Origin of the sequence: Nocardia sp. NPDC058244 (genome assembly GCF_042882065.1) — a bacterium.
Classification (GTDB): domain Bacteria; phylum Actinomycetota; class Actinomycetes; order Mycobacteriales; family Mycobacteriaceae; genus Nocardia.
The window spans coordinates 561,385-584,883 of sequence record NZ_JBHVWX010000003.1; the positions used below are offsets into that span (position 1 = coordinate 561,385).

Below are 23,499 nucleotides of genomic sequence, written 5' to 3' on the forward strand. Positions count from 1 at the left end.
GACACCCGAAAGGTTCTCCATGTCTTCCCTTCCCCCGCTCGAGACCGCCGTCGCCCGGCTGGTCACCGAGCTCGACTACGACTCGATCCCGGCCGACGCGCTCGCGGGCGCGCGGCGGTTGATGCAGGACCAGCTGGCCCTGCAGATCGGCAGCGCCTCGCTGGACTGGAGCCGCGCCACGCTCGAGCTGACCAAGGCGTCGCACGCTCCCGGATCAGCCCACGTCACCGCCTCGGGTGACGAGATGAGCGCCGCCGACGCGGCGTTCGTCAACGCCACCTACGGACACGGCTTCGAGTACGACGACGCCCACCGGTCCAGCTCCAGCCATCCCGGCAGCGCGGTCGTCTCGGCCGCCATCGCGGTCGGCGAGGAGCTGGGCTCCTCGATGGCCGAGGTGATCACCGGCATCGTCGCCGGCTACGAGGTCTACACCCGGATCGGCATCCTGGCCGCGCCGCAGCTGCTCGAGCGCGGTTTCCATCCGCACGGTCTGCTCTCGACGTTCGGCGCCGCCGCAGTGGTCGCCAAGATGCGCGGGTTCGATCTCGAGCGCACCGCGCACGCGCTGTCGATCGCGATGAGCCACAGCGCGGGCACCACCGAGTACACGTCCTCGGGCGGTTCGGTGAAGCGCCTGCACTCGGGTATCGGCACCCGCAACGGCATTCGCGCCGCCGAGATGGCCGCGGCGGGGATCACCGGGCCGACCACGTTCCTCAGCGGCCGCAAGGGCTTCTACCGCAGCTTCGTCGGCCGACCGGTCGACGACGCGGCGGCCGCCGCGCTGTTCGCTCCGGACGCGACATTCGAGATCACCCGGGTGTGGATCAAGCCGTACTGCTGCTGCGGGATCAACCACGCCTACATCGACGGCGCCCAGCAGCTGACCGCGCGGGCGGGCGAGATCGACACCATCCGCCTCGGCATCCAGTCCGGCGGCGACGTGGTGATCGGCAACCAGAACGCCAACGCCTACGCCCCGCAGATCATCGAGCACCTGCAGTACAGCCTGCCGTTCCAGTTCGCGCTGGCGATCCTGGGCCGCGGCAACGGCTTCCGCACCCACCACGACTACATGGCCGGGCGTCTCGACCTGAGCGCGGGCAGCGAGGTCGCGACCATGGCCCGCCGGGTGAAGATCGAGGTCGACCCCGCCCTCGATGCCGAATACCCCGGCCGCTGGATCGCCGACATCACGGTCACCTACCGCGACGGCAGCACCGGTCACGTGTTCGTGGACAACCCGCGCGGCACCGCCGAGAACCCGATGTCGCAGGCCGACCTGGACGCCAAGTTCCGCGAGCTCACCGTCACCGACCTGGGCGCCGAGCGCAGCGAAGCCCTGTTGCGGGCCATCACGGCGGGCGATCCGGCCACCCCGGCCACCGATTTCGCCGCACTCCTGCGCGTCTGATCCACCACGAAACCCCTTCGGACCCGAACCGCCCAGCGCGATTCGGGTCCGCAGGGGTTCGTCATTCGTCGATCGAGGTGTTCACCCGCCGATTCAGGGCAGCAGGTACAGGCGTTCGTTCGGCAACCTGGGCAGCCCGGCGCAGGGCCCGAACGCGACCGAGACGGTGCACGGACGACAACCGGCCGCCATGTCCTGAACGAAGACGAGCGCGGCCGTGAGACAGGCGGCGAATTCCATCCGGACGGTGGCGAACTGGACCATCAGGCGGATGTCGGGTTCCTCCGGCAGCGGCGATCGCTTCATCGTTCCTCGCTCGGATCGGGGAGAAATGACCGTGCCCCGGCGGGCCTGTTCGGTTCGCCGGGGCACAGTCGTTGCCTGAACGGGTGTTTCAGGCGGTCTCGAAGGTGGCGGCCATGCCCTGGCCACCACCGATGCACATGGTCGCGAGGCCGCGACCGCCGCCGCGGCGACGCAGTTCGTGCAGCAGCGTGGTCACCATGCGGACGCCGGTGGCGCCGATCGGGTGGCCCAGCGAGATGCCCGAACCGTTGACATTGAGCTTGTCGTGATCACGCCAGCCCCAGCCCTCCAGCACCGCCAGCACCTGCACCGCGAACGCCTCGTTGACCTCGACGAGGTCCATCGAGTCCAGCAGCGCCGTGGTCTCGGTGCCCAGGCGTGCGGCGAGTTTCGCGACGGCGGGCACCGGACCGATGCCCATGCGCGAGGGCTCGCACCCCGCGGCGGCCCAGCCGGTGAGGAACCCGATCGGCTCCAGGCCGAGGGCGTCGAGCTGATCTTCGGCGACGACGAGAAGCCCGGCGGCGGCGTCGTTCTGCTGGCTGGAGTTGCCCGCGGTGACGGTGCCGCCGGGGGTGAGGGTGCGCAGCTTCGCGAGCGTCTGCGGGGTGGATTCCGGGCGGATGCCCTCGTCGGCGGCGAAGACGATCGGGTCGCCCTTGCGCTGCGGCACGGTCACCGGCACCACCTCGTCGGCGAAGCGGCCCTCGGCCCACGCCGCGGCGGCTCGCTGGTGACTGCGCGCGGCGAAGTCGTCGGCTTCCTCGCGCATCAGGCCGTAGTCCTGGGCCAGGTTCTCGGCGGTCTCGATCATCCCGGAGATCTTGCCGAAGCGGGCTTCCGGCTGGGATCGCTCGCGGCCCCGGTCGAGCCGGTCGAACAGCTGCACGGTGCCCGCCCGCGCGCCCCAGCGCGCGGTGGTGGAGTAGTACTCGATACGGCTCATCGACTCGACGCCGCCGGCCAGCACGACATCGGCCGCGCCGGTCTGCACCATCATCGCCGAGGTCGCCAGGGCCTGCAGGCCACCACCGCAGCGGCGGTCGAGCTGCATGCCGGGCACGGTGATCGGCAGTCCGGCGTGCAGGGCCAGCCAGCGGCCGACGCACGGGACCTCGGAGCTGGCGTAGGATTGGGCGAAGACGACGTCGTCGATGCGTTCGGGATCGATGCCCGAGCGTTCGACCACGGCGCGCACCACGGTGGCGCCCAGGTCCTCGACCGGGACATCACGCAGCGAGCCGCCGAAGGTGCCGACGGGAGTGCGGATGGGCGCGACGATCGCGGCCCTGCGCAGGGTGGACATCCGAATGGCTCCGATCAGATCGCGTTGCGCGCGATCAACTGTGCGGCGATGACATTGCGCTGGATCTCGTTGGTGCCCTCACCGACGATCATCAGCGGCGCGTCGCGGAAGTACCGCTCCACGTCGTATTCCTTGGAGTAGCCGTAGCCACCGTGGACGCGGATCGCGTCGAGCGCGATCTGCATCGCGGTCTCGGAGGCGAACAGCTTGGCCATGCCCGCCTCCATATCGGCGCGCTCCCCCGCGTCCAGTTTCTGGGCCGCGTCGAGGGTGAGCAGGCGGGCGGCACGCTGCTTGGTCGCCATGTCGGCCAACAGGTTTCCGATGGACTGGTGCTTCCAGATCGGCTTGCCGAAGGACTGCCGTTCCTGCGCGTAGCGCACGGCGGCGTCGAGCGCGGCCTGGCCGACGCCCAGCGCGCGCGAGGCCACCTGGATGCGCCCGACCTCGAGCCCGCGCATCATCTGCGCCCAGCCCTGGTTCGGCACGCCACCGAGAATCGCGTCGTCGCCGACTTTGCGCCCGTCGAAGACCAGCTCGCAGGCCTCGACGCCGCGGTAGCCGAGCTTGGGCAGCTTCTTGGAGATGATCATCCCGTCACCGGGTTCGACCAGGATCACGCTCATGCCCTGGTGCGCGGGCTTCGCGTCCTTGTCGGTGAGGCAGAGCAGGCCGATCAGGCCGGAGTGCGCGGCATTGGAGATCCAGGTCTTGGAGCCCGAGATCGACCACTGGTCGCCGTCGCGGACCGCGACGGTCCGCATCGCCTGCAGGTCGCTGCCGCCGCCGGGTTCGGTCAGCGCCATGGTGGCGCGGATCGCGCCCTCGGCCATCTTCGGCAGGTACCTCTGCTTCTGCTCGTCGGTGCCGAAAGTCTTGATCAGGTAGGTGATCACGGAGTGGCCGCCGATCGCGCCCGCCAGGCTCATCCAGCCGCGCGCCAGCTGCTCGGTGACCGCGGCGAAACAGGCGGTGCTCACGTCGACACCGCCGTACTCGGCGGGCGCGAGCAGCCCGAAGAACCCGAGCTTCTTCATCTCCTCGATGAATTCCTCGGGATAGATATCGTCCTCTTCGAATTCGCGAACCCGGTCCTTGACCCGCTGATCGACGAATTCCGCGACCAGGTCGACCATCTGCTGCTCGTCGGCCGTGAGACTCATGCCTACCTGCCACCTTCCCATAGTTTGTACTTAAAATATTATATCACTGCCAGAAGCCGCGGGAATCGAGCATTTCCACCGCCCGGTTCCCGCCGTGCTGGAAGTGTTCCTCGGTGGCCTGCCTGGCCAGCGGCGCCGAGCGGGCGCGCAGCGCGGCGACGATCTCGCGATGGTCGCGGTCCGCGGTCTCCGGCCAGTCGTCGTGTGCCTCGTAGAAGCCGTGCGGTCCCGCGCTGCCGAGCACCTTGAGCTCGGAGATCAGGCGGCGAGATCCGGAGGCGCGGTTGATCTCTCGATGAAACGCGAAGTTCAGCGCCTCCCGCTCCGCGCTGGCGGCGGACTCCTCCATCCGGCGCAGGATGACGTCGAGCCGGTCCAGCGTGGCATCCGGGATCCGGGTGGCCGCCCGTGCGGCGGCCAGCCCGGACACCACGCCGAGCAGCCAGTAGTGATCGCGCACGTCGTCGCGGCTCATCGGGGCGACGTAGGCCCCGCGCCGCGGCGGCATGTCGACCACGCCCTCCACATCGAGGGCGATCAGCGCCTCGCGCACCGGCAGCTTGCTGATGTCGAGCGACTCGGCGATCTCGCTCTGGTCGATCTTGTCGCCCGGACGCAGCTCGCCGGCGAAGATCCGCCGCCGGATCTCCTGTGCCGCGGTGCTCTTCAGGCTCAGCGCGGGCCCGATGCGCGGGGCGCCGTCATACATCGGCGGACTCGGGCGCGAATTCGGCGCGGAGCGCGGCGGTGTCGGCGCCCAGTGCCGGGACCGATCCGTGCACGGCGGGCCAGTCGAGCGCGGTCCCCGGCGGCAGCAGGGCGGGCACCGGCCCGGAGGGCGTGCCGATCTCGCGCCAGCGTCCGCGATCACGCAGCTGCGGATGCTCGGCGAGCTCCCGCACGCCGTTGAGCCGGGCATTGCCGATGCCCGCCGCATCGGCGGCGGCCTGGATCTCGGCGAGGGTGCGCTCGGCGCACCACTTCCCCACCGCCGCATCGAGTTCCGCGCGGCAGGCGACGCGGTCGTCGTTGTGCGCGTAGCGCGCGTCCGCCGCGAGATCCGGTCGGTCCATCAGCTCGGTGAGCCTGCGCCACTCGCGATCGCTGGTCGTGCCGAGCACCGCGACCTGCCCGTCGGCGGTCGGATAGGACCCGTAGGGCGCGATCATCGGCGAGCCCATGCCCACCGGCAGGGGTTCGGTTCCGGTGTGCAGGAATTGGTTGAGCGCGAAGCCCATCATCTCCGACACCACGTCGAGCATGGCGACCGGCACGATCGCGCCGCGCCCGGTGCGTTCGCGGTCGTAGAGCGCGGCAAGCACCGCCGAATAGGAGTACAGCGCCGTGCCGATATCGGCCACGGGGATACCGGGTTTCGCCGGGTGCCCCGGCGTGCCGGTGATGGTGCACGACCCCGCCTCGGCCTGGACGAGCAGGTCGTAGGCGCGTTTGTGGTCGAACGGACCGCCGCGGCCGTAGCCGGAGATGTCGACGATGATCAGCCGGGGGTAGCGGCGCGCGAGTTCCCCGACACCGAGCCCGAGGCGGTCCAGTGCACCGGGGCCTAGGTTGCTCACCAGCACGTCGGCGCCGCCGAGCATGCGTTCGAGCAGGGCGAGGTCCTCGGCCTCGCGCAGGTCGAGCGCCGCGGACTCCTTGCCGTGGTTGAGCCAGGTGAAGTGCGCCGACAGGCCACCGACCACGGTGTCGTAGTGCCGGGTCGAGTCGCCCGAGCCCGGTTGTTCGATCTTGATCACCCGGGCCCCGAGATCGGCGAGATGACGGGTGCACAGCGGGGCGGCGATGGCCTGCTCCAGGCCGATCACCGTCACCCCGGCCAGCGGGCCGTGCGCGCGTTCGGTGCTCATGCGAACTTCGGCTCCCGCTTCTCCCGGTGCGAGCCGACGCCCTCGGCGACATCGGGGCCGCCGAAGTGGTAGAACTCCAGGCCCAGCGAGGCGTCGAAGATCGGCATCGCCTGGCGATACCAGCCGTTGAGCGCCATCTTGGTGCCCTGGATGCCCGCCCGCGACCCCGCGGCCAGCTTCCGCGCGATCTCCATCGCCCGGTCCTGGACCTGGTCGTCGTCGACGCACAGCGAGACCATGCCGATGCGCTCGGCCTCCTCGCCGGTCAGCACCTCGTTGGTGAGCAGGTGGTACTTGGCCTTGGCCATCGAGGTGAGCAGCGGCCAGCAGATGGCCGCGTGATCGCCGGCCGCGACGCCGAGGCGGACGTGCCCGTCGACGATCTTGGCCCGGCGCCCCGCCACCGAGATGTCGGCGAGCAGCGCCGCCACCAGGCCCGCGCCCGCGGCCGGTCCGTTGATCGCGGAGATGATCGGCTGGGGCACCTCGATGATGTTGCGCACCAGATCCCGCGCCTCGCGCATCACCCTGGTGCGCGCGGCGTAGTCGCCGATCATGTCCTCGACCAGGTCGAAACTGCCGCCCGCGGAGAACGCCCGCTCGCCGGCGCCACGGATGAGCACCGCGCGCACGGTCTCGTCGAGGGCGATCACCGGCCAGACATCGGCCAGGTGCCGATGGGCCTCGGCCCCGACCGAATTCAGGTTCGGGCCGTCCAGGACGATGCGCAGCACGCCCTCGGACGGGCGGTCGATCGTCAACGCCGAGAAGTCCTCGTAGCCGGGCACGTGTCGTCCTTTCATTCGCTGACCGGCACCGCGTCGGTGCCGGTGGGGGTCGCGGTCCTCGCCCACCGCGCGAGGAGCTCGTCGAGGTCGCCGATCCCGGCAGGCGGCACCGAGGGCACGCGGGCGGGTGTCCGGTCGAACCGCGGCGCGGGCGCCGGGTGCAGGACACCCGAAACCCGTTCGAACACGCCACGTTCGACATTGTGCGGGTCCTCGGCGGCCTCGTCGAAGGTGAGCACCGGCGACACGCAGGCGTCGGTGCCCTGATAGACCTGCCACCACTCGTCGCGGGTGCGCCGCGCCACCGCGTCGGCGATGAGCTCGCGCAGGCGCGGCCACTCGGCCCGGTCGTCCTGGCCGGGCCAGTCGGTGGTGTCGACCCCGAGCCGGTCGAGGAACTGCCGGTAGAAGTCGGGCTCGAGCGCGCCCACCGCCAGGTAGCGGCCGTCGGCGCACCGGTAGGTGTCGTAGAACGGGGCGCCCGAGTCGAGGAAGTTCGTCCCCGGTTCGTCGGAATACAGCCCGGCCGCGCGCAGGCCCTGCAACTTCGCGGTGAGCACCGCGACACCGTCGACCATGGCCGCGTCGATCACCTGGCCCCGGCCGGTGCGCCCGGCTTCGACCAGCGCGCAGGCGATTCCGAAGGCGCCGATCGCGCCGCCGCCCGCGTAGTCGCCGAGCAGGTTGATCGGCGGGCGCGGCGCACCGCCCGCGGCCGCGAGCGCGTGCAGGGCGCCGGACTGGGCGACATAGTTGATGTCGTGTCCGGCGTCCTGCGCCCGCGGCCCGCGCTGCCCGTAGCCGGTGAGCCGGACGTAGACCAGGCGGGGATTGCGCGCGGTGACCTCGTCCGGACCCAGCCCCAACCGCTCGGTGACACCGGGGCGATAGCCCTCGATGAACACCTCGGCCGCGGCGGCCAGCCGCAGCACGGCTGCGCGACCCGCCGGGTCCTTCAGATCCACCGCCACCGACCCGACCCCGCGGTTGACCACATCGGTCTCCTCGGTCAGGCCGACGGTCTGGCTCAGTTCCCGCGCCGAGCGGTGCGGCGGCCGCACCACCCGGACGACGTCGGCGCCCATGTCGGCCAGCAGCATCGAGACATAGGGCACCGGCCCCATGCCCGCCAGCACGACCACGCGCACGCCCGCCAATGGTCCCGTCATGTGTGCGAATCCCTCTCAGTAGGAACGGGGCAGGCCGAGCACCTGCTGGGAGATGTAGTTGCGCACCATCTCCTGCGAGAACGGGGCGTTGCGCAGCAGCCGCACCTCCCGCCACAGCCGCTCGATGTGGTACTCCTTCGCGTAGGCGTAGCCACCCAGCGTCGAGAACGCCCGATCGCAGGCCTCGAAACCGGCTTCGGCGCCGAGGTACTTGGCGGCGGCCGCTTCCGGACCGCACGGCAGACCCGCGTCGAACAGTTCCGCGGCCCGCATGACCATGCCCTCGGCGGCCTCCAACCGGATCCAGGAGTCGGCCAGCGGATGCGCGACGGCCTGGTTCTGGCCGATCGGACGGTCGAACACCACCCGGTTCTTGGCGTATTCGGCGCCGATCTCGAGCGCGGCCCGGCCCAGGCCGATGCCCTCCATGCCGACCACGATCCGCTCGGGATTGAGGCCGTCGAGCAGGTAGTAGAAGCCCTTGTCGACCTCGCCGACGAGCCGGTCGTCGGCCACCTCGAGGTTGTCGATGAACAGCTCGTTGGTGTCGATCGCGGCGCGGCCGAGCTTGTCGATCTCGCGCACGGTGACCCGGCTGCGATCCATGTCGGCCAGGAACAGCGACATGCCCCACAGCGGCTTGTCCTCGCGGCGCGGCGAGGTGCGCGCCAGCAGCAGGATCTTGTGCGCGTTCTGGGCGTTGGTGATGAACACCTTCTGCCCGTTGATCACCCAGCCGCCGTCGACCTTGGTGGCCTTGGTCTTGATCCGCGACGTATCCACGCCCGCGGTGGGTTCGGTGACACCGAAGGCCATCAGCAGATCACCCGAGGCGAGCTGGGGCAGGTACTCGCGCTTCATCGCCTCCGAGCCGTACTTCACGATCGGGGCGGGCGGGAAGGCGTAGAAGTGGATCGCCGAACCGCCGCTCATGCCCGCGCCGGAGGCCGAGATCTCGCCCAGCATGACCGCGGCTTCCTTGAGCCCGAGACCGATGCCGCCGTATTCCTCGGGGATCATCGCGCCGAGCCAGCCGCCCGCGGCGAAGGCCTTCACGAATTCCCAGGGGTACTCGTGCTTGTTGTCCTTCTCCAGCCAGTAGTTGTTGTCGAACTTGCGGGCGAGCTCGCGCGTCGCCTGCCGGACGACTTCGACGTTGTCGTCGGTGCCGGTAGCGGAGGTCATGTACTACTCCTGTTCGTCGCCCGCGGACACGGGGATCGCTTCGAGTGGGGTGGTGGGGTCGAGGGAGGACATGTCCCCGGTCGGCGCCCCGAGATACCGGGACCGAATCGCGCGGCGCATGATCTTGCCGTTCTTGGTCTTGGGCAGGCTCGCCACGACGACGAGGGTCGGCGCGAACGAGCGCCCCGCGTTGCCGGTCGCGGTGTCCTGCAGGTCGTCCGGCGTCGCGCCCGCAGCCCGCAGCACCGCGAAGGCGACCGCGCGCTGCCCGCGCAGCTCGTCGGGGACGCCGATCACGGCGACCTCGGCGATCCGGCCGTCGCGCAGTAGCGCCGCCTCGATCTCGGCGGGCCCGACCCGGCGGCCGGACAGTTTGATGGTGTCGTCGGAGCGGCCGTGGATGCGCCACATCCCGGTGTCGTCGACGCTGGCCAGGTCGCCGTGCACCCAGACCCCGTCCCACTGGTTCCAGTAGGTCTCGAGGTAGCGGTCGCGGTCCTGCCAGAACGCGTGCGTCATGCCGGGGAAGGTGTTGCGCACCACCAGTTCTCCGATGTCACCGGCGACCGGCGTGCCGTCCTCACCGAACACCGCGGCGTCCACGCCCGGCAGCGCGCCGGTGAACGCGGCCGCCTCGGCGGGCAGGAACGGATAGCCGATCAGGATGCCGCCGCCGACCTCGGTGCCGCCGCTGTAGTTGACGATCGGGCGCCGCCCGCCGCCGATCTCCCCGAACAGCCACCACCAGGTGGGCTCGTCCCACGCCTCGCCGGTGGAGACGAAGGTGCGCAGGCTGGGCAGCTCCGGCGCGACGGAGCCCGCCGCCTTCAGCGCCCGCGCCGCCGTCGGCGCGATACCGGCGACGGTGACGCCGTTGCGCTCGACGATCTCCCACATGCGATCCGCGGTCGGGTGCGTCGGCAGGCCCTCGATCATCACGATGGTGGCGCCGAGCTGCAGCGGTCCGGTCATCAGCATGGGGCCGACCAGCCAGCCCAGATCGGTGATCCAGGAGACCACGTCCCCGGCGTGCACATCGAAGCCGTAGGCGAAGTCGACCGCCGTCTTCACGGCGAAACCGCCGTGCGAGTGGACGATTCCCTTCGGGCGGCCGGTGGTGCCGGAGGTGTAGACGATGGTCAGCGGATCGTTGGCCTCGGTGTCGGCGGTCGGCACCGGTGCCGGATCGGCGGCGAGTTCGTCGTAGTAGACATCGCGTCCCGCGCGCATCGGCACATCGGTGCCCAGGTGCCGGACGACCACCACCGAGCGCACGGTCGGCGCCGCAGCCAGCGCCGCGTCGGCGGTGGCCTTGAGCTCGACCCGCTTGCCGCGCCGGGTGGTGCCGTCGGCGGTCACCAGCAGCACCGCCTCCGAGTCCTGCAGCCGGGTGGCCAAGGCGTCGGGGGCGTAGCCGCTGAAGGTCGGCACCGAGACCGCGCCGATCATGGCGACGGCCAGGAATGCCACCGCCGCTTCGGGCACCACCGGCATGAACAGCACCACCCGATCGCCGCGCCGCACACCCAGTGCGGTGAGGTTGGCGGCGAAACGCCGGACCTCGGCGTCGAGTTCGGCGAACGTCAGCGTCCGGCGCAGGCCCTCGTCGCCCTCGTAGACGACGGCGGTCCGGTCCGCGGCCGCGCCCTTGGCGTGCCGGTGCGCCGTGAGCTGGGCGATATTGATCCGCCCGCCCGGGAACCAGCGCGGGAACGGCTTGCCGTCCGTGTCGTCGAGCACCCGCTCGAACGGGACGGTGAAGTCGATCCCCAGGTCGGCCACCGCGGCCCGCCAGAACCATTCGGGGTCCTCGATCGCGCGCTGGTTCAGTTCGGCCACCGCGGCGGCGTCGGCGCCCAGCTCCCAGGCGCGCATCGCCGCGAGCAGCCTGCTGCGCTCACGTATCCGCTCGTCCGGCACCCACGCGGGCCCGGCGACGGACGCAACGTCCACCATGACGTGTCCTCCTCGTTGATGGTGCGTCGACGTGGGTCAGGCCTGCTCGGCCGGGCGCTTCATCATCAGGCCCACCCGCAGCGCGTCACAGACGATCTCGTCGCGCTGGTTGATGCCCAGGTGGCGGAACGTCACGATTCCGGAATCGGTGCGGCTCTTGGATTCCCGGCGCGCCTCGATCTCGGTCCGCACATGGATGGTGTCGCCGTGGAAGACCGGCTTGGGGAACTTGATCTGCTCGAAGCCCAGGTTGCCCAGGGTGGTCCCCTGGGTGGTCTCGGGGACGGTGATGCCCGAGACGAGACCGAGGATGAACAGGCTGTTCACCAGGCGCTGCCCGTAGATGGAGTTCTTGCTGTACTCGGCGTCGAGGTGCAGGGGCGCCAGGTTCAGCGTCATGACGCTGAAGAAGGTGTTGTCGGCCTCGGTGACCGTGCGGCGGGTCGGATGGTCGATGACCAACCCGGGTTCGAGCTCCTCGAAGTACAGGCCCGGCATGTGCACATCCCTTCAAATATATTATGTACTGAGTACCGACGGAGGGATCGTAGCTCGCCCTCACCGGTTATCGTATATTATATCATCATATATTATATCTAGATCCCGTGAGAAGGAGCCGAGAGTGTCCGAACTCAGTGCCGAGGACTTCGAGCCGATCCTGGCCCATGTCCGCACGTTCATCCGCACCAAGGTGGTGCCTCGCGAGCAGGAGATCCTCGACACCGACGCCATCCCGGACGACATCCGCCGGGCCGCGGCGGAGCTGGGTCTGTTCGGCTACGCCATCCCGCAGCAGTGGGGCGGGCTCGGCGTCGACCTCACCCAGGACGTCGAGCTGGCGATGGAGTTCGGCTACACCTCGCTGTCGCTGCGTTCGCTGTTCGGCACGAACAACGGCATCGCCGGCCAGGTGCTGGTGAACTACGGCACCGACGAGCAGAAGAAGCAGTGGCTCGAGCGGATCGCCGCGGGCGAGGTGCTGGCCTCCTTCGCGCTCACCGAGCCCGGCGCCGGATCCAACCCGGCCGGATTGCGCACGCGCGCACGGCGTGACGGTGACGACTGGGTCATCGACGGCCAGAAGCGCTTCATCACCAACGCCCCGCTCGCGGATCTGTTCGTCACCTTCGCCCGCACCGCCGAGCCCGGCCCGGACGGCCCCGGCATCGCGGTCTTCCTGGTGCCCGCCGACACGCCGGGCGTGCTCGTCGGCCCCAAGGACAAGAAGATGGGCCAGGAGGGCGCCTGGACCGCCGATGTCACCTTCACCGATGTCCGCGTGCCCGCCGACGCGCTCGTCGGCGGCGCGGAGGACGTCGGCTACAAGGCCGCGATGGCCTCGCTCTCGCGCGGTCGCGTGCACATCGCCGCGCTGGCCGTCGGCACCGCCCAGCGCGCGCTCGACGAATCGGTCGCCTACGCTGCGACGGTGACCCAGGGCGGCACCCCGATCGGTGACTTCCAGCTGGTCCAGGCCATGCTGGCCGACATGCAGACCGGCGTCATGGCCGGTCGCGCGCTGGTGCGTGAGGCCGCGGCCAAGTACGTCTCCGGCGAGGATCGGCGGATCTCGCCCTCGGTGGCCAAGCTGTTCTGCACCGAGATGGTCGGCCGGGTCGCCGACAACGCGGTGCAGATCCACGGCGGCAGCGGCTATATGCGCGAGGTCACCGTCGAGCACATCTATCGCGACGTCCGGCTGCTGCGCCTCTACGAGGGCACCAGTGAGATCCAGCGGCTGATCATCGGTGGCGGGCTCGTGCGCGAAGCGAAGAAGCGCGCGTGAGGACGAGTACCGCCGTCGACCTGGCGACCCGGGTCCGCACGGCCGCCACCCTGCTGTTCGTCCCCGCCGATCGTCCCGAACGCTTCGCCAAGGCCACCGCCGCGAACCCGGGACTGGTGGTCCTCGACCTGGAGGACGCCGTCGCGCCCGCGGCCAAGGACGCCGCGCGCGACAACGCCGTCGCCTGGATCACGGCGGGCAACGAATGCGCCGTCCGGATCAACGCGGCCGGGACCCGCTGGCACGACGACGATCTGGCCGCGCTGGCGCCGCTGCACTGCGCGGTGATGTTGCCCAAGGCCGAGATCGGCGTTCTCCCAGCTGTCCTCGCGACCCTCGCCCCGGGCTCGCCCCTCGGCGATGTCGACACCCCGGCGCCGCTGATCGCCCTGATCGAAACCGCCGCGGGCGTGGTGCATGCCGCGGCCGTCGCGGCCACCGACGGGGTGGACCGGCTCGCGATCGGCACCTTCGATCTCGCCGCCGAGATCGGTGTCGATCCCGCCGACCGCGACGCACTGGCCGGTACCCGGCACGCGGTGGTCCTGGCATCCGCCGCGGCCGGGCTGCCCGGTCCGATCGACGGCGTCACCGGGGTGGTCGACGACGCCGACCTCGTCCACGACGACGCCACCTACGGCCGCCGGCTCGGCTGCACCGGCAAGCTCTGCATCCATCCGCGCCAGCTCGACCCGGTGACGACCGCCTTCCGGCCCACCGAGCGTGAACACGCTTGGGCGAGAAAGATTCTCGACGCGACCACCGGGACCTCCGGTGTCGCCGTCGTCGACGGCGCCATGGTCGACAAGCCCGTGGTCGACCGCGCCCGCCGCATCCTGGCGCAGCTCGCCACCACCACCGACAGTAAGGAACTGCCATGACCGGACCACTGCTCGCCGACAAGACCGCCGTCGTCACCGGTGCCGCCCAGGGCATCGGGTACGCCATCGCCGAACGGTTCATCGCCGAGGGCGCCCGCGTCGTCGTCGGTGACATCGACGGCGCGGCGGCCGAGGCCGCCGCCGAGAAGCTGGGCGGCACGGCCGTGGCGCGCGGCGTGCGCTGCGACGTCACCAGCGCCGCGGACGTCCAGGCGCTACTCGACGCCGCGGCGCAGTCCTTCTCCCCCGTCGACGTCATGATCAACAACGCGGGCATCACCCGCGACGCGACCATGCGCAAGATGACCGAGGACGACTTCGACCAGGTCATCAACGTGCACCTCAAGGGCACCTGGAACGGCACCCGGCTGGCGGGCGCGGTGATGCGCGAACGCGGCAGCGGCGCCATCGTCAACATGTCCTCGCTCTCGGGCAAGATCGGCCTGCCCGGCCAGACCAACTACTCTGCCGCCAAGGCCGGCATCGTCGGCCTGTCCAAGGCCGCCGCGAAGGAGCTCGCGCACCTGGGCGTCCGGGTCAACGCCATCCAGCCCGGCCTCATCCGCACGGCCATGACCGAGGCCATGCCGCAGAAGGTGTGGGACCAGAAGATGAGCGAGATCCCGCTGGGCCGCGCCGGCGAGGTCGACGAGATCGCCTCGGTGGCACTGTTTCTCGCCTCCGACCTGTCCTCGTACATGACCGGCACCGTGCTCGAGGTGACCGGCGGGCGGTTCATGTGACCGAGTCCGCCTGGGAACCCCACCTCGAGACCAGCACCGAACTCCTCGACCCCGCCCCTGTCGCCACGCTCGCCGCGCTGCTCGACGACGGGCTGCCCACCCCGGAGCCGGGTGACCCGCTGCCGCCGCTGTGGCACTGGGTCGCTCTGCCGCGCTGGGCCGCCTCGGGCGTCCTCGGCGCCGACGGGCACCCGCGCCGCGGCTCGTTCCTGCCGCCGGTCGCGCTGCCGCGGCGGATGTTCGCCGGTGGGGAGATCCGTTTCCACGCACCGCTGCTCGTCGGCAGCACGATCCGGCGCGAGGCGGAGGTGGTCTCGGTGACCGAGAAGAGCGGCCGCTCCGGCGCGCTGGTCGTGGTCAAAGTCCAGATCCGGTTGTTCGACCACACCGGCGCCCTCGCGATCGAGGAGTCGCAGAACCTGATCTACCGCGAGGCGGCACCGGCACCCGCCGCGTCCGCCGCCGTTCCGGCCGCGGACGTGGTTCCCGGGGCGCCCCTGCACCGGACCGCGGACGATGCCTGGGAGCTGCGGACCGATCCGTCACTGCTGGCCCGGTTCTCCGCGGCGACCGCGAATGCCCATCGCATCCACTACGACTGGCCCTACGCCACCGGCGTGGAGGGTTATCCGGGACTCGTCGTGCACGGCCCACTCCAGGCCATCGCGCTGGCCGAGATCCATCGGCTGATGGGTGGGGCGCCGGTGCGCGAGCTCCGGCACCGGGGCCGGGCGCCGCTGTTCTGCGGTCAGCCCGCGCGGCTGCTCGCCACCACCGTGCCGGACGGCGTCGCCCTCGAATTGTTCGGTCCCGGTGGCGAGTCCGCCGGACCCAATGCCACCGTCGACCTCACCGTCTAGCCAGGAGCTTCTCGTGACCCGCGTTTTCAGCACCCTCGACGATGTTCGCGCCGCGGTGGGCGAGCCGATCGGCCCGAGCGCACCGTTTGTCGTCGACCAGGCCAGGATCACCGCGTTCGCCGTCGTCACCGACGACGAGCAGTGGATCCACGTCGATCCGCAGCGCGCCGCCGACGGACCCTACGGCGACACCATCGCGCACGGCTATCTCACGCTGTCGTTGATCTCGCACTTCCGCCCGGAACTGCTGGACTTCACCTTCGGCTCGGCCCGGGTCAACTACGGCGTCAACAAGGTTCGCTTCCCGGCACCGCTGCGCGTCGGGTCGCAGTTGCGGGCGACCGTCACGATCACCGACGTCACCGCATCCCCGGCGGGCGCGCTGGTGACCGCGAAGTACGTGCTCGACGGCGGCGAGACCAAACCGGCCTGCGTCGCCGAGACCGTCGTGCTGATCGTCGACTGATCCGCGCGCACGAAAAACGGGGGGTGGCCGCGGCCACCCCCCGTTTCGCTGTCGGTCCTACGCGTTGGCCGACACCGCGTCCGCCAGCGCGATGACGCCCTCCGCGGTCTTCGCGTGCGCGAGATCGATGTGCTGGCCCTCGAAGTCGACCGCGGCGCTGCCCGCCGCCTCGGCCTCCTGGTACGCCACGATCATCCGCCGGTAGAAGTCGACGGTCTCCGGCGAGGGCGAGAACACCTCGTTGGCGATCGCCACGTGCGACGGGTGGATGGCCACCAGTCCGCGATAGCCCAGCTGCCGGTTGTCCAGGCAGAAGCGCCGCGCGCCGTCGAGATCCTTGATGTCCTGCCACACGCCCGCGACCGGGTGGTGCAGCCCGTTCGAGCGCGCCGCCAGGATGATCCGGCTGCGCAGGTACAGCGTCTCCAGCCCGCCGGGCGTGAACTCGAAGCCGAGTTCCCGGCCGACATCGGCGTTCGGGCCGGTGGCGCCGAGCAACGAGGCCACGCGCGGGCTGGCCGCGGCGATCTCCTCACAGTGCGCCATCGACGTCGCGGTCTCGTACGACACGATCAGCCGCACCGTGCCGACCTCGATGCCCTCGCGCTGCTCGATATGGCCGAGCACCGCGTCCAGGCGCACGATCTCGTCGGCGGTGAAGACCTTGGCCAGGAACAGCCCGGCCAGGCCGGGCCGCACGATGGCCTCGAGGTCGCCGCCGAGCAGGCCGCTCACCTCCGGATTGGCCCTGACCCACAGGTCCGGCCGGACCCCGACGCCGGTGAGGCGGTCGATGGTGGCCGCGACGGTCGCCCGTGCCTCGACCTTGTCGTCGGCGGGGACCGAGTCCTCCAGGTCGAGAATGAGCGCGTCGGCACCGGAGGCGACGCCCTTGTCCGCCCAGGCGGCCTTGTGACCTGGGACGAAGAGCATCGAGCGGTACGGTTTCATCGGAGTGCCTCCCTTGGCGAGTACAGTTCAAATCCTTCTTGAATATAATATATGTAATATTCGGAACCCTGTAGGGTTCCCCGTGAACGTCACTGCGTGGCCACGAACGCGTCGGGCCCGTCGGAGAAGAGCAGACCGGTGTCGACGGACGGCGTCCCGGTGCGCGACAACGATCCGTCGGCCGCCATCGCGTAGGTGTGCACCCGCGAGGTGCCCTGAATGGTGAGCGTGTCGATCAGGAAGACCCGCTCCGACACCGAATCCACCAGCACCCGGCCCGGCAGCGTCCCCGCGGGCGCCGGGTACGGCGAACCGGGCAGCGGGCTCAGCGCGCCGTTGTCGGCGATCCGGAAACCGGCGATGTCACCGGCCATCGCCTCGGCGATGTACAGGCGCTCGCTGTCGGCGGTGAACATCGCGCCGTGCGGCAGCGGCATCAGGCCGGTGCGGAAGGGCGATCCGGGGATCGGCGTCAGCCTGCCCTCGGCCCCGATCGCGTAGCCCGACATGCTGCCGTCGGCCTCGTTGCTGGTGTAGAGGAAGCGACCGTCCGGACTGACGCCGGGCAGCGTCGACATCAACCCGGCCGGCACCGAGTCCACCTGCGTCAGCGCGCCGTTGGGGCCGATCGCGTAGCTGAAGACCGTCGCCTCGAGCCAGCCCGCGGTGAACAGGAACCGGCCGTCGGGCGTGATCGCCGGCATACTCAGCCCGCTGACCCCGGGAATCCGCACCGGCGCCGCCCCGGTGGGCACGAGCCCGCCCGAACCGGTGATCGTGTAGGAGCGGATCTCGTTCGTCGCCACGCCGGTGGTCACGAACACCGTCCGCCCATCCGGCGACGCCAGCACGCCGACGCCGGGGCCACCGAGCTCGAGGTGGGCGTCGGCGATCGGGGTGAGCGTGCCGTCGGTGCCGAGGTGGAATCCCTCGACCGTCCCCGACACCGTGTTCGCCGTGTAGACCTTCCGCCCGTCCGGAGTGATCGTCACCGACAGCCCGCCGGTGCCGGAGGCGAACGGCGACCCCGCCACCGTCGACAGGGTGCCCAGGCGATCGAGCCCGAGCACGCTGATGTTCGACGACCCGGCACCGGTGATCACCAGGTACCGCGCACCCGAATCCGCCAGAGCCACCGGGGAATCCAGCCCGGCACCCGACCCGAGGGCGAGCACGACCGCCAGACCCGCGGCCCACCGCCGCGGACGAAAACGCTTGCTGCGGAACATCTGTACAACCTCCAGCCGCCGGCGGGCAGCATTGCTCCCCCGGCCGAATAGAACGCGCGCGACATGCGCCGATGAATAAGAAAGGGAGTGATTACCTTGTGCCCCTTTCCCTTTGCGAGCGTAAGCAGAACTCCGCAGCCCGAATGTCCAACAATGTGGACATTCATCGCCATTCGGGAACAGCGATTCTCGTTTCGCCGCGACGACGCGAAAAGACCCCGCCGACCTGGGTCGACGGGGCCTTTTCGCGGCAATCCCCGCCGATATCGGGTGCCGAGAATGCCGGGGCGGGCAGTGTCAGTTGCCGAAACCCGAGGCATCGGTCGGCGGCTGCTCGAGCACCAGGGTCTTGGTCTCCAGGAACGGCAGCAGCCCCTCCGTGCCGCCCTCACGGCCGATACCGGACAGTTTGAAGCCGCCGAAGGCGATGGAGAAGTCGGTGCGCGGGCCGTTGTGGCCCACCGTGCCGGTGCGCAGTCTGCGCGCCACCCGGTAGGCGCGGTCGGCGTCGTCGGTGAACACCGCGGCGTTGAGGCCGTAGGGGTTGTCGTTGGCCAGCGCGATCGCGTCGTCCTCGTCCTTCGCCGCGATGACGGCCAGGACCGGACCGAAGATCTCCTCGGTGGCGATCACCGACCGGTTGTCGACATTCGCGAACACCGTCGGCTCGACGAAGAAGCCGCGGTCCAGGTGCGCCGGGCGGCCGCCGCCGGTCACCAGCCGGGCACCCGAGGACTTTCCCGCCGCGATGTAGCTCTCGACGCGCTCGCGCTGCCGCGCGGAGGCGAGCGGGCCCATCGTGACGGTCTCGTCGAACGGATCACCCACGCGCACCGCGCTCATCGCCGCACCGAGCGCCTCGGCGAGCTCGTCGTGCCGCCGCTCGGTGACGATGACGCGCGTCAGGCTGTGACATACCTGCCCGGCCAGGTAGCTGATGCCCCCGGCCAGGACCTTCGCCGCGGTGCCGAGGTCGTAGTCGTCGAGGATCAGGGCGGGCGACTTGCCGCCCAGTTCGAGGGTGCACCGTGCCATCCGGTCGGCACAGATCGCGCCGATCGCCCGGCCCGCGGCGGTGGAGCCGGTGAAGGTCACCTTGTCGACGCCGGGATGGCGGACCAGCGACTCCGACACCGCGCGATCGGCCGTCACCACATTGAGCACGCCCGCGGGCAGCCCCACCTTCGCGCAGATCTCGGCGAACAGATAGGCCGAGGTCGGCGCCTCCTGCGGCGGCTTCAGCACCACGGTGCAGCCCGCCAGCAGCGCGGGGGCGCACTTGTAGGCCATCAGCCCGGCCGGGCCGTTCCACGGCACGATCGCCGCCACCACACCGACCGGCTCGCGGACGAGCAGACCCGCGCCGCCTGCCGCGGGGGTGTGCGCCTCCCGGAACTCGAACGTCTCGCCCAGGTCGGCGTAGGCGTTGAACGCGCCGGCCAGGAACAGCGGCAGTCGGGTCTTGGCCAACGAGTAGGAGATGCCGGATTCGATGGACCACAGCCGGGCGAAATCGTCACCGCGCGCCGTGAGTTCCGCGGCGATGGCGCGCAGGTAGCTCGCGCGTTCGGCGGGCGACAGCAGCGGCCACGGCCCCTGGTCGAATGCCCGGCGAGCCGCCGTCACAGCCGCGTCCACGTCGTCGACGCCCGCCGCGCCGACGCTCGTCACGATCTCCTCGGTGCTGCAGTTCACCACGTCGAAGACCTCGGACGTGGAGACGGGGATCCAGTCGCCGTCGATGTAGGACGCCTCGGGATGTGCGGGCAGCGCACCGGTCACCACTGACTTGGTCATGAAAGCCCTTCGGATCTGTAGTCGCCACGCCACTGTGACGCACGCAACGCTCAATTATATATACTATATTTTGCGTACAGATACGATGGGCTGATCGGATGGCCGGGCGATCGGCCGGTCAGGCCGTGGACTTGCGGGCCTCCACCAACCACATGCCCTGCTTCTCCAGCATGGCGATCAACTCGTCGGCACTGGACATGATGTGGTCGCGCATCAGCGAGCCCGCCGCCTTGGCGCGGCGCTGCCGCAGCGCCTCGAGGATCGCGGGGTGATCCCGCAGCGTGTCCTCACGGTGGCCTTCGATGCTGATGTAGAAGCGGTTCGGCAGCTGCTTGACGACCGTACCGAGCAGGGTCGCCAGCCGCCGGGAGTTCGCGGCCAGATTGACCGAACGATGGAACTCGTGACCGTAGACGACGAGGTCCTCGTCGGCCTCGACCTCGGCGGCGCGCGCGTGCGCCGCCACCACCCCGGCGAGCCGGTCGAGTTCGGCCCCCGAGATCGACTTCGCGGCGCGGCTCGCGAGCTCCCCAGCCATCGTCGCCTGCGCCCAGAACAGGTCGTGCACATCCTGTTTGGTGAATTCCGAGACCATGAAGCCGCGGCGCGGCACCAGCTCGACGAAGCCCTCGCCACTGAGCAGCAGCAGTCCTTCCCGCACCGGCGTATTGCTGACGCCGACGGCCTCCGCGACCGGCTCGATCCGCAGGAACTCACCCGGCCGGACCTGGCCGGAGATGATCAGCTCGCGCACATAGGTAGCGACGTCCTCCGACAGCTGATGCCGCTGCCTGCCCGCCCTGCGCGGCAAACCCTGCACCGTGGTCTCCATGGCGTCGGTCCTTCCGGTCGGTTATTACGTATTATGCCTCATACACAACACATCCAGCCGCCGCGGCGTCGGATGACGCGGCACCCGCGGCGGTGACGGCGGCGAACGCGCGGATCAGCGCCGTTTCGGCGTCGGCGCGCCAGACGAAGGTCCAGCGGCAGCGCGGGCCGTCCGGCATGGGTACATAGACGATGCCGGGGCGGGCGTAGTACTGCACGCAGTGCTCCTGGGCCAAGGCGACGGCCCGGCCCGCGGCGATGGTCGCCAGCATTTCCTGGAAGGTGTGTACGCGGGGGCCACGCGGGATCGGGCGACCGGACGGTGTGCGGGGCGGGATCAGCTCGTCGGCCCAGTAGCCGGGCGCGACGGTGCCGATGTCGCACAGGGTGTGAGCACCGAGCTCTTCCAGCGAAACCGTTGTGTGCCTGGACAATGCACTGCCCTCCTGGACCGCCAGCCGGACCGGCTCGACGAGCACGGTGGGGCCGACGGTGATGTCGGGCTCCTCGACCGGCAGCCACAGCAGCTGGACATCGACCGTTCCGGCGCGCAGCGGGCCGAACGGGTCGGCGAAATGCGCCTCGCGCAAGACTAATTCGACGTCGGGGTTGGCGTCGGTGAACGAGCGCAGTACCGGGGCGATGACATGGCCGAGCGCACCCATGATCCCCACGGTGAGCACATCGCCTCTCCCCTGCGCCGCGGCCCTCGCCCGCGCGACCGCCGCTTCGATCAGCAGACTGCCGCGGCGCAGCTCGTCGCGCAATTGCACGCCGATGGGGGTGAGTGCGACCGAGCGGCTGGTCCGGAGGAACAGCGGGGCGCCGATGCGGCGTTCCTGCTTCTTGATGGCGTGACTGACCCGGGACTGGGTGATGTGCAGCCGGTGCGCGGTCCGGCCGAAGTGCAGCTCCTCGGCGAGGGTCAGGAAGATCTCGATGTCCCGCATTTCCACGGTGTGCCTCCATGATCATGATCCGACGGTCATGGCTCGTTCCGAAAACTGGCGTTGATCAGCGACGTCGTCCACCGACATGGTGAATGTGCCGAATTCGTCACGCTTTTGGGAGAGACCATTGACGCTCGTCTATCTGGCCGCGGCGCTCGCCGTCGGCGGCCTGCTCGCGCTGCAGGCTTCGGTGAACCTGCAATTGGGTAAGGCGGTGGGCACGCCGTACGGTGCGGCCACCGTGCAACTGGCGGTCTCGGCCGTGCTGCTCGCGGTCGTGGCCGCAGTGGCGGGCGGCTGGGGCGCGCTCGCCGGGCTCGGTGACGTCGAGTGGTGGAAACTGGTGGGCGGCATCGCCTCGCCCGTCTACATCACCAGCGCCATCCTGCTGTTCCCGCGCCTCGGCGCGCTCGCCTCGGTCGGCCTGTTCGTCACCGGGCAGATGTTCGCCTCCATCGCGCTCGATGTCGGCGGGCTGCTCGGCGTCGAGCGGCGACCGCTGGGGCCGGGCACGGTGCTGGGCGCGGCGGTGCTGCTGGCCGGGATCGTGGTGGTGATCCGCAGCCAGCTCGCCGGGGGCCAGGGGCAAACCTCCACCGCGGCGCGGATCGGCTGGATCGCGCTGGGACTCGGTGCCGGAGCGGTCCTTCCGGTGCAGGGCGCGACCAATGCCGCGTTGCGCCGCGCGCTCGACGATCCGTTCGCCACCGGACTGTGGTCGTTCGTCGTGGCGACGGCGACCATCGCGGTGGCGCTGATCGTCCTCGTGAGCACCGGCCGCACGCCGCGTCCTCGGCTCGCCCCGCTGCGGACGGTGCCGTGGTGGGGGTGGCTGGGCGGCGTCGCGGCGGCGACCTACGTGACCGTCACGTTCACGGTCATCCCGCAGATCAGCGCCGCCACCACCATCGCCCTCACGGTCACCGGGCAGCAGCTGGTGTCGGCGGCCATCGATCATCGCGGCTGGTTCCAGCTGCCGAGCAAGCCGGTGACCAGCGGGCGCCTGGCCGGTCTCGCGGCGCTGATCACCGGGTGCGTGCTGGTGCAGCTCGCCTAGTGACGTGTCGGTGATCGTCACGGGGACACTCGATCCGGGGCCGGGACCCCCGCGACGATCCCGGCCCGGCGACGCCGGTAGTAGGCGTAGGTGACCGCGGCCAGCAGCGGGCCCCACAGCAGGAGCGGGGCGTAGCAGAGGTAGTAGACGGCCGACTCCCAACCACCGGCGCGGGAGGGGAAGTCCGCCGGTGTCGGGTCGCCACGCAGGGTGACACCGGCGAACTCCGTGACGAAGGCGGCGGTCCACATGATCGTCAGCGTCGCCGCGCCGAGCGCGGCCGGGACCACGGCGACCGGAGTGGGGATGCGCCGGCCCCGCAACCGCGGAATCCAGCGCGGGAACCATTCACCCCAGGCCGCGACCAGGCCAACGGCGGTGAACGCCACCAGTTCCGACACGATCGACAAGGCGATCACATACAGCTCGCCGGGGAGCCAGGACGGGAGGTCCCCGCGCTTGCCCGCGGTGTCGTCGTCGAGGAAGGCCACGCCGATCCGCCAGAGACTGGACGGTAGCGCCGTCAATGGAACAGCGAAGGCGGCGATCGTGGCCCATCGCGGAACTCCCGGAACCGGCGTGTGCACCGTCCGCCACGCGGTGTGGAGCCGTCCGGTGCGCACGGGTGGGTCGGCCAGAGCGGTCATTTGCTCGCCTCCGTCACCGCGGGGAGTTCACGGATGTGCCGGGTGCGAGACGAGCACTCGGGCGGCCAGGCGTCGAACATGGGGCCTCCAGTTACGAAACTATTAGTCTCGTAACCATAGCTTCCCGCTCCAGCCTGTGCCGC

The 23,499-nt window shown here is 70.3% G+C and carries 23 protein-coding genes; 7 read left to right on the forward strand and 16 right to left on the reverse strand.

Annotated features, from left to right (window positions below; translation table 11 throughout):
• The first annotated feature begins 19 nt into the window (after positions 1 to 19).
• Positions 20 to 1,417 carry an MmgE/PrpD family protein gene (locus tag ACFVW6_RS12335; RefSeq protein ID WP_378831841.1) on the forward strand — a complete coding sequence of 466 codons (1,398 nt, stop codon included), beginning with the start codon at positions 20 to 22 and terminating at the stop codon, positions 1,415 to 1,417.
• 93 nt (positions 1,418 to 1,510) lie between these two features.
• On the opposite strand, the gene ACFVW6_RS12340 is transcribed toward ACFVW6_RS12335, so the two are convergent.
• The 10 genes from ACFVW6_RS12340 to ACFVW6_RS12385 all read right to left on the reverse strand — a co-directional run bounded on the left by ACFVW6_RS12340 (position 1,511) and on the right by ACFVW6_RS12385 (position 11,656).
• Positions 1,511 to 1,723: a hypothetical protein gene (locus ACFVW6_RS12340; RefSeq protein WP_378831844.1), complete on the reverse strand. Its 213-nt coding sequence runs from the start codon at positions 1,721 to 1,723 to the stop codon at positions 1,511 to 1,513.
• Positions 1,724 to 1,811: 88 nt separating this feature from the next.
• Entirely contained in the window at positions 1,812 to 3,029 is a 1,218-nt protein-coding gene (locus tag ACFVW6_RS12345; RefSeq protein ID WP_378831846.1) for an acetyl-CoA C-acetyltransferase, read from the reverse strand.
• A 14-nt stretch (positions 3,030 to 3,043) separates the two neighbouring features.
• Positions 3,044 to 4,192, reverse strand: a complete 1,149-nt coding sequence (locus tag ACFVW6_RS12350) for an acyl-CoA dehydrogenase family protein (RefSeq protein ID WP_378831848.1) — start codon at positions 4,190 to 4,192, stop codon at positions 3,044 to 3,046.
• Between the two features lie 43 nt (positions 4,193 to 4,235).
• Positions 4,236 to 4,901, reverse strand: coding sequence for a GntR family transcriptional regulator (locus ACFVW6_RS12355; RefSeq protein WP_378831851.1), 666 nt, complete (start codon positions 4,899 to 4,901; stop codon positions 4,236 to 4,238).
• On the reverse strand, positions 4,894 to 6,060 hold the full coding sequence (locus tag ACFVW6_RS12360; protein WP_378831854.1) for a CaiB/BaiF CoA transferase family protein: 1,167 nt from the start codon (positions 6,058 to 6,060) through the stop codon (positions 4,894 to 4,896). The genes ACFVW6_RS12355 and ACFVW6_RS12360 overlap by 8 nt, the downstream gene beginning before the upstream one ends.
• Positions 6,057 to 6,848: an enoyl-CoA hydratase/isomerase family protein gene (locus ACFVW6_RS12365; RefSeq protein ID WP_378831857.1), complete on the reverse strand. Its 792-nt coding sequence runs from the start codon at positions 6,846 to 6,848 to the stop codon at positions 6,057 to 6,059. The genes ACFVW6_RS12360 and ACFVW6_RS12365 overlap by 4 nt, the downstream gene beginning before the upstream one ends.
• 11 nt (positions 6,849 to 6,859) lie before the next feature.
• The gene (locus tag ACFVW6_RS12370) at positions 6,860 to 8,017 is read right to left on the reverse strand and encodes a CaiB/BaiF CoA transferase family protein (RefSeq protein WP_378831859.1); all 1,158 of its coding nucleotides are present in this window, start codon (positions 8,015 to 8,017) and stop codon (positions 6,860 to 6,862) included.
• A gap of 15 nt (positions 8,018 to 8,032) precedes the next feature.
• On the reverse strand, positions 8,033 to 9,202 hold the full coding sequence (locus ACFVW6_RS12375) for an acyl-CoA dehydrogenase family protein (protein WP_355281213.1): 1,170 nt from the start codon (positions 9,200 to 9,202) through the stop codon (positions 8,033 to 8,035).
• A 3-nt stretch (positions 9,203 to 9,205) separates the two neighbouring features.
• A complete protein-coding gene (locus tag ACFVW6_RS12380; RefSeq protein WP_378831862.1) occupies positions 9,206 to 11,158 on the reverse strand; it encodes an AMP-binding protein in 1,953 nt (650 codons plus the stop codon).
• Positions 11,159 to 11,194: 36 nt separating this feature from the next.
• On the reverse strand, positions 11,195 to 11,656 hold the full coding sequence (locus ACFVW6_RS12385) for a MaoC family dehydratase (RefSeq protein WP_355281211.1): 462 nt from the start codon (positions 11,654 to 11,656) through the stop codon (positions 11,195 to 11,197).
• 124 nt (positions 11,657 to 11,780) lie between these two features.
• On the opposite strand from ACFVW6_RS12385, the gene ACFVW6_RS12390 reads away from it, so the two are divergent.
• Genes ACFVW6_RS12390 through ACFVW6_RS12410 form a run of 5 tightly spaced genes read left to right on the forward strand, consistent with a single transcriptional unit; the run spans position 11,781 to position 15,894 of the window.
• A complete protein-coding gene (locus ACFVW6_RS12390) occupies positions 11,781 to 12,944 on the forward strand; it encodes an acyl-CoA dehydrogenase family protein (RefSeq protein WP_378831865.1) in 1,164 nt (387 codons plus the stop codon).
• On the forward strand, positions 12,941 to 13,825 hold the full coding sequence (locus tag ACFVW6_RS12395) for an HpcH/HpaI aldolase/citrate lyase family protein (RefSeq protein WP_378831867.1): 885 nt from the start codon (positions 12,941 to 12,943) through the stop codon (positions 13,823 to 13,825). Before ACFVW6_RS12390 ends, ACFVW6_RS12395 begins: the two co-directional genes overlap by 4 nt.
• Positions 13,822 to 14,568, forward strand: coding sequence for a 3-oxoacyl-ACP reductase FabG (fabG, locus tag ACFVW6_RS12400; RefSeq protein WP_378831870.1), 747 nt, complete (start codon positions 13,822 to 13,824; stop codon positions 14,566 to 14,568). The genes ACFVW6_RS12395 and fabG overlap by 4 nt, the downstream gene beginning before the upstream one ends.
• Positions 14,565 to 15,428 (forward strand): MaoC family dehydratase N-terminal domain-containing protein, encoded by an 864-nt coding sequence (locus ACFVW6_RS12405; protein WP_378831872.1) that lies wholly within the window; start codon positions 14,565 to 14,567, stop codon positions 15,426 to 15,428. Before fabG ends, ACFVW6_RS12405 begins: the two co-directional genes overlap by 4 nt.
• Before the next feature lie 13 nt (positions 15,429 to 15,441).
• Positions 15,442 to 15,894 (forward strand): MaoC family dehydratase, encoded by a 453-nt coding sequence (locus tag ACFVW6_RS12410; RefSeq protein WP_378831875.1) that lies wholly within the window; start codon positions 15,442 to 15,444, stop codon positions 15,892 to 15,894.
• Positions 15,895 to 15,951: 57 nt separating this feature from the next.
• Here ACFVW6_RS12410 and ACFVW6_RS12415 read toward each other — a convergent pair whose 3' ends face one another.
• The 5 genes from ACFVW6_RS12415 to ACFVW6_RS12435 form a co-directional block, all read right to left on the reverse strand.
• A complete protein-coding gene (locus ACFVW6_RS12415) occupies positions 15,952 to 16,845 on the reverse strand; it encodes an HpcH/HpaI aldolase/citrate lyase family protein (RefSeq protein ID WP_378831877.1) in 894 nt (297 codons plus the stop codon).
• 89 nt (positions 16,846 to 16,934) lie between these two features.
• Positions 16,935 to 18,074: a lactonase family protein gene (locus ACFVW6_RS12420; RefSeq protein ID WP_378831880.1), complete on the reverse strand. Its 1,140-nt coding sequence runs from the start codon at positions 18,072 to 18,074 to the stop codon at positions 16,935 to 16,937.
• 297 nt (positions 18,075 to 18,371) lie between these two features.
• Complete coding sequence (locus ACFVW6_RS12425; protein WP_378831881.1) at positions 18,372 to 19,871, reverse strand: aldehyde dehydrogenase; 1,500 nt, start codon at positions 19,869 to 19,871, stop codon at positions 18,372 to 18,374.
• A gap of 118 nt (positions 19,872 to 19,989) precedes the next feature.
• Entirely contained in the window at positions 19,990 to 20,703 is a 714-nt protein-coding gene (locus ACFVW6_RS12430) for a GntR family transcriptional regulator (RefSeq protein ID WP_378831883.1), read from the reverse strand.
• A gap of 31 nt (positions 20,704 to 20,734) precedes the next feature.
• Positions 20,735 to 21,652: a LysR family transcriptional regulator gene (locus ACFVW6_RS12435; RefSeq protein ID WP_378832103.1), complete on the reverse strand. Its 918-nt coding sequence runs from the start codon at positions 21,650 to 21,652 to the stop codon at positions 20,735 to 20,737.
• A 127-nt stretch (positions 21,653 to 21,779) separates the two neighbouring features.
• Between ACFVW6_RS12435 and ACFVW6_RS12440 the strand changes: the two genes are divergently transcribed.
• Positions 21,780 to 22,709, forward strand: coding sequence for a DMT family transporter (locus ACFVW6_RS12440; RefSeq protein ID WP_378831886.1), 930 nt, complete (start codon positions 21,780 to 21,782; stop codon positions 22,707 to 22,709).
• A 17-nt stretch (positions 22,710 to 22,726) separates the two neighbouring features.
• Here ACFVW6_RS12440 and ACFVW6_RS12445 read toward each other — a convergent pair whose 3' ends face one another.
• The gene (locus ACFVW6_RS12445; protein ID WP_378831888.1) at positions 22,727 to 23,356 is read right to left on the reverse strand and encodes a hypothetical protein; all 630 of its coding nucleotides are present in this window, start codon (positions 23,354 to 23,356) and stop codon (positions 22,727 to 22,729) included.
• Positions 23,357 to 23,499 lie beyond the last annotated feature (143 nt).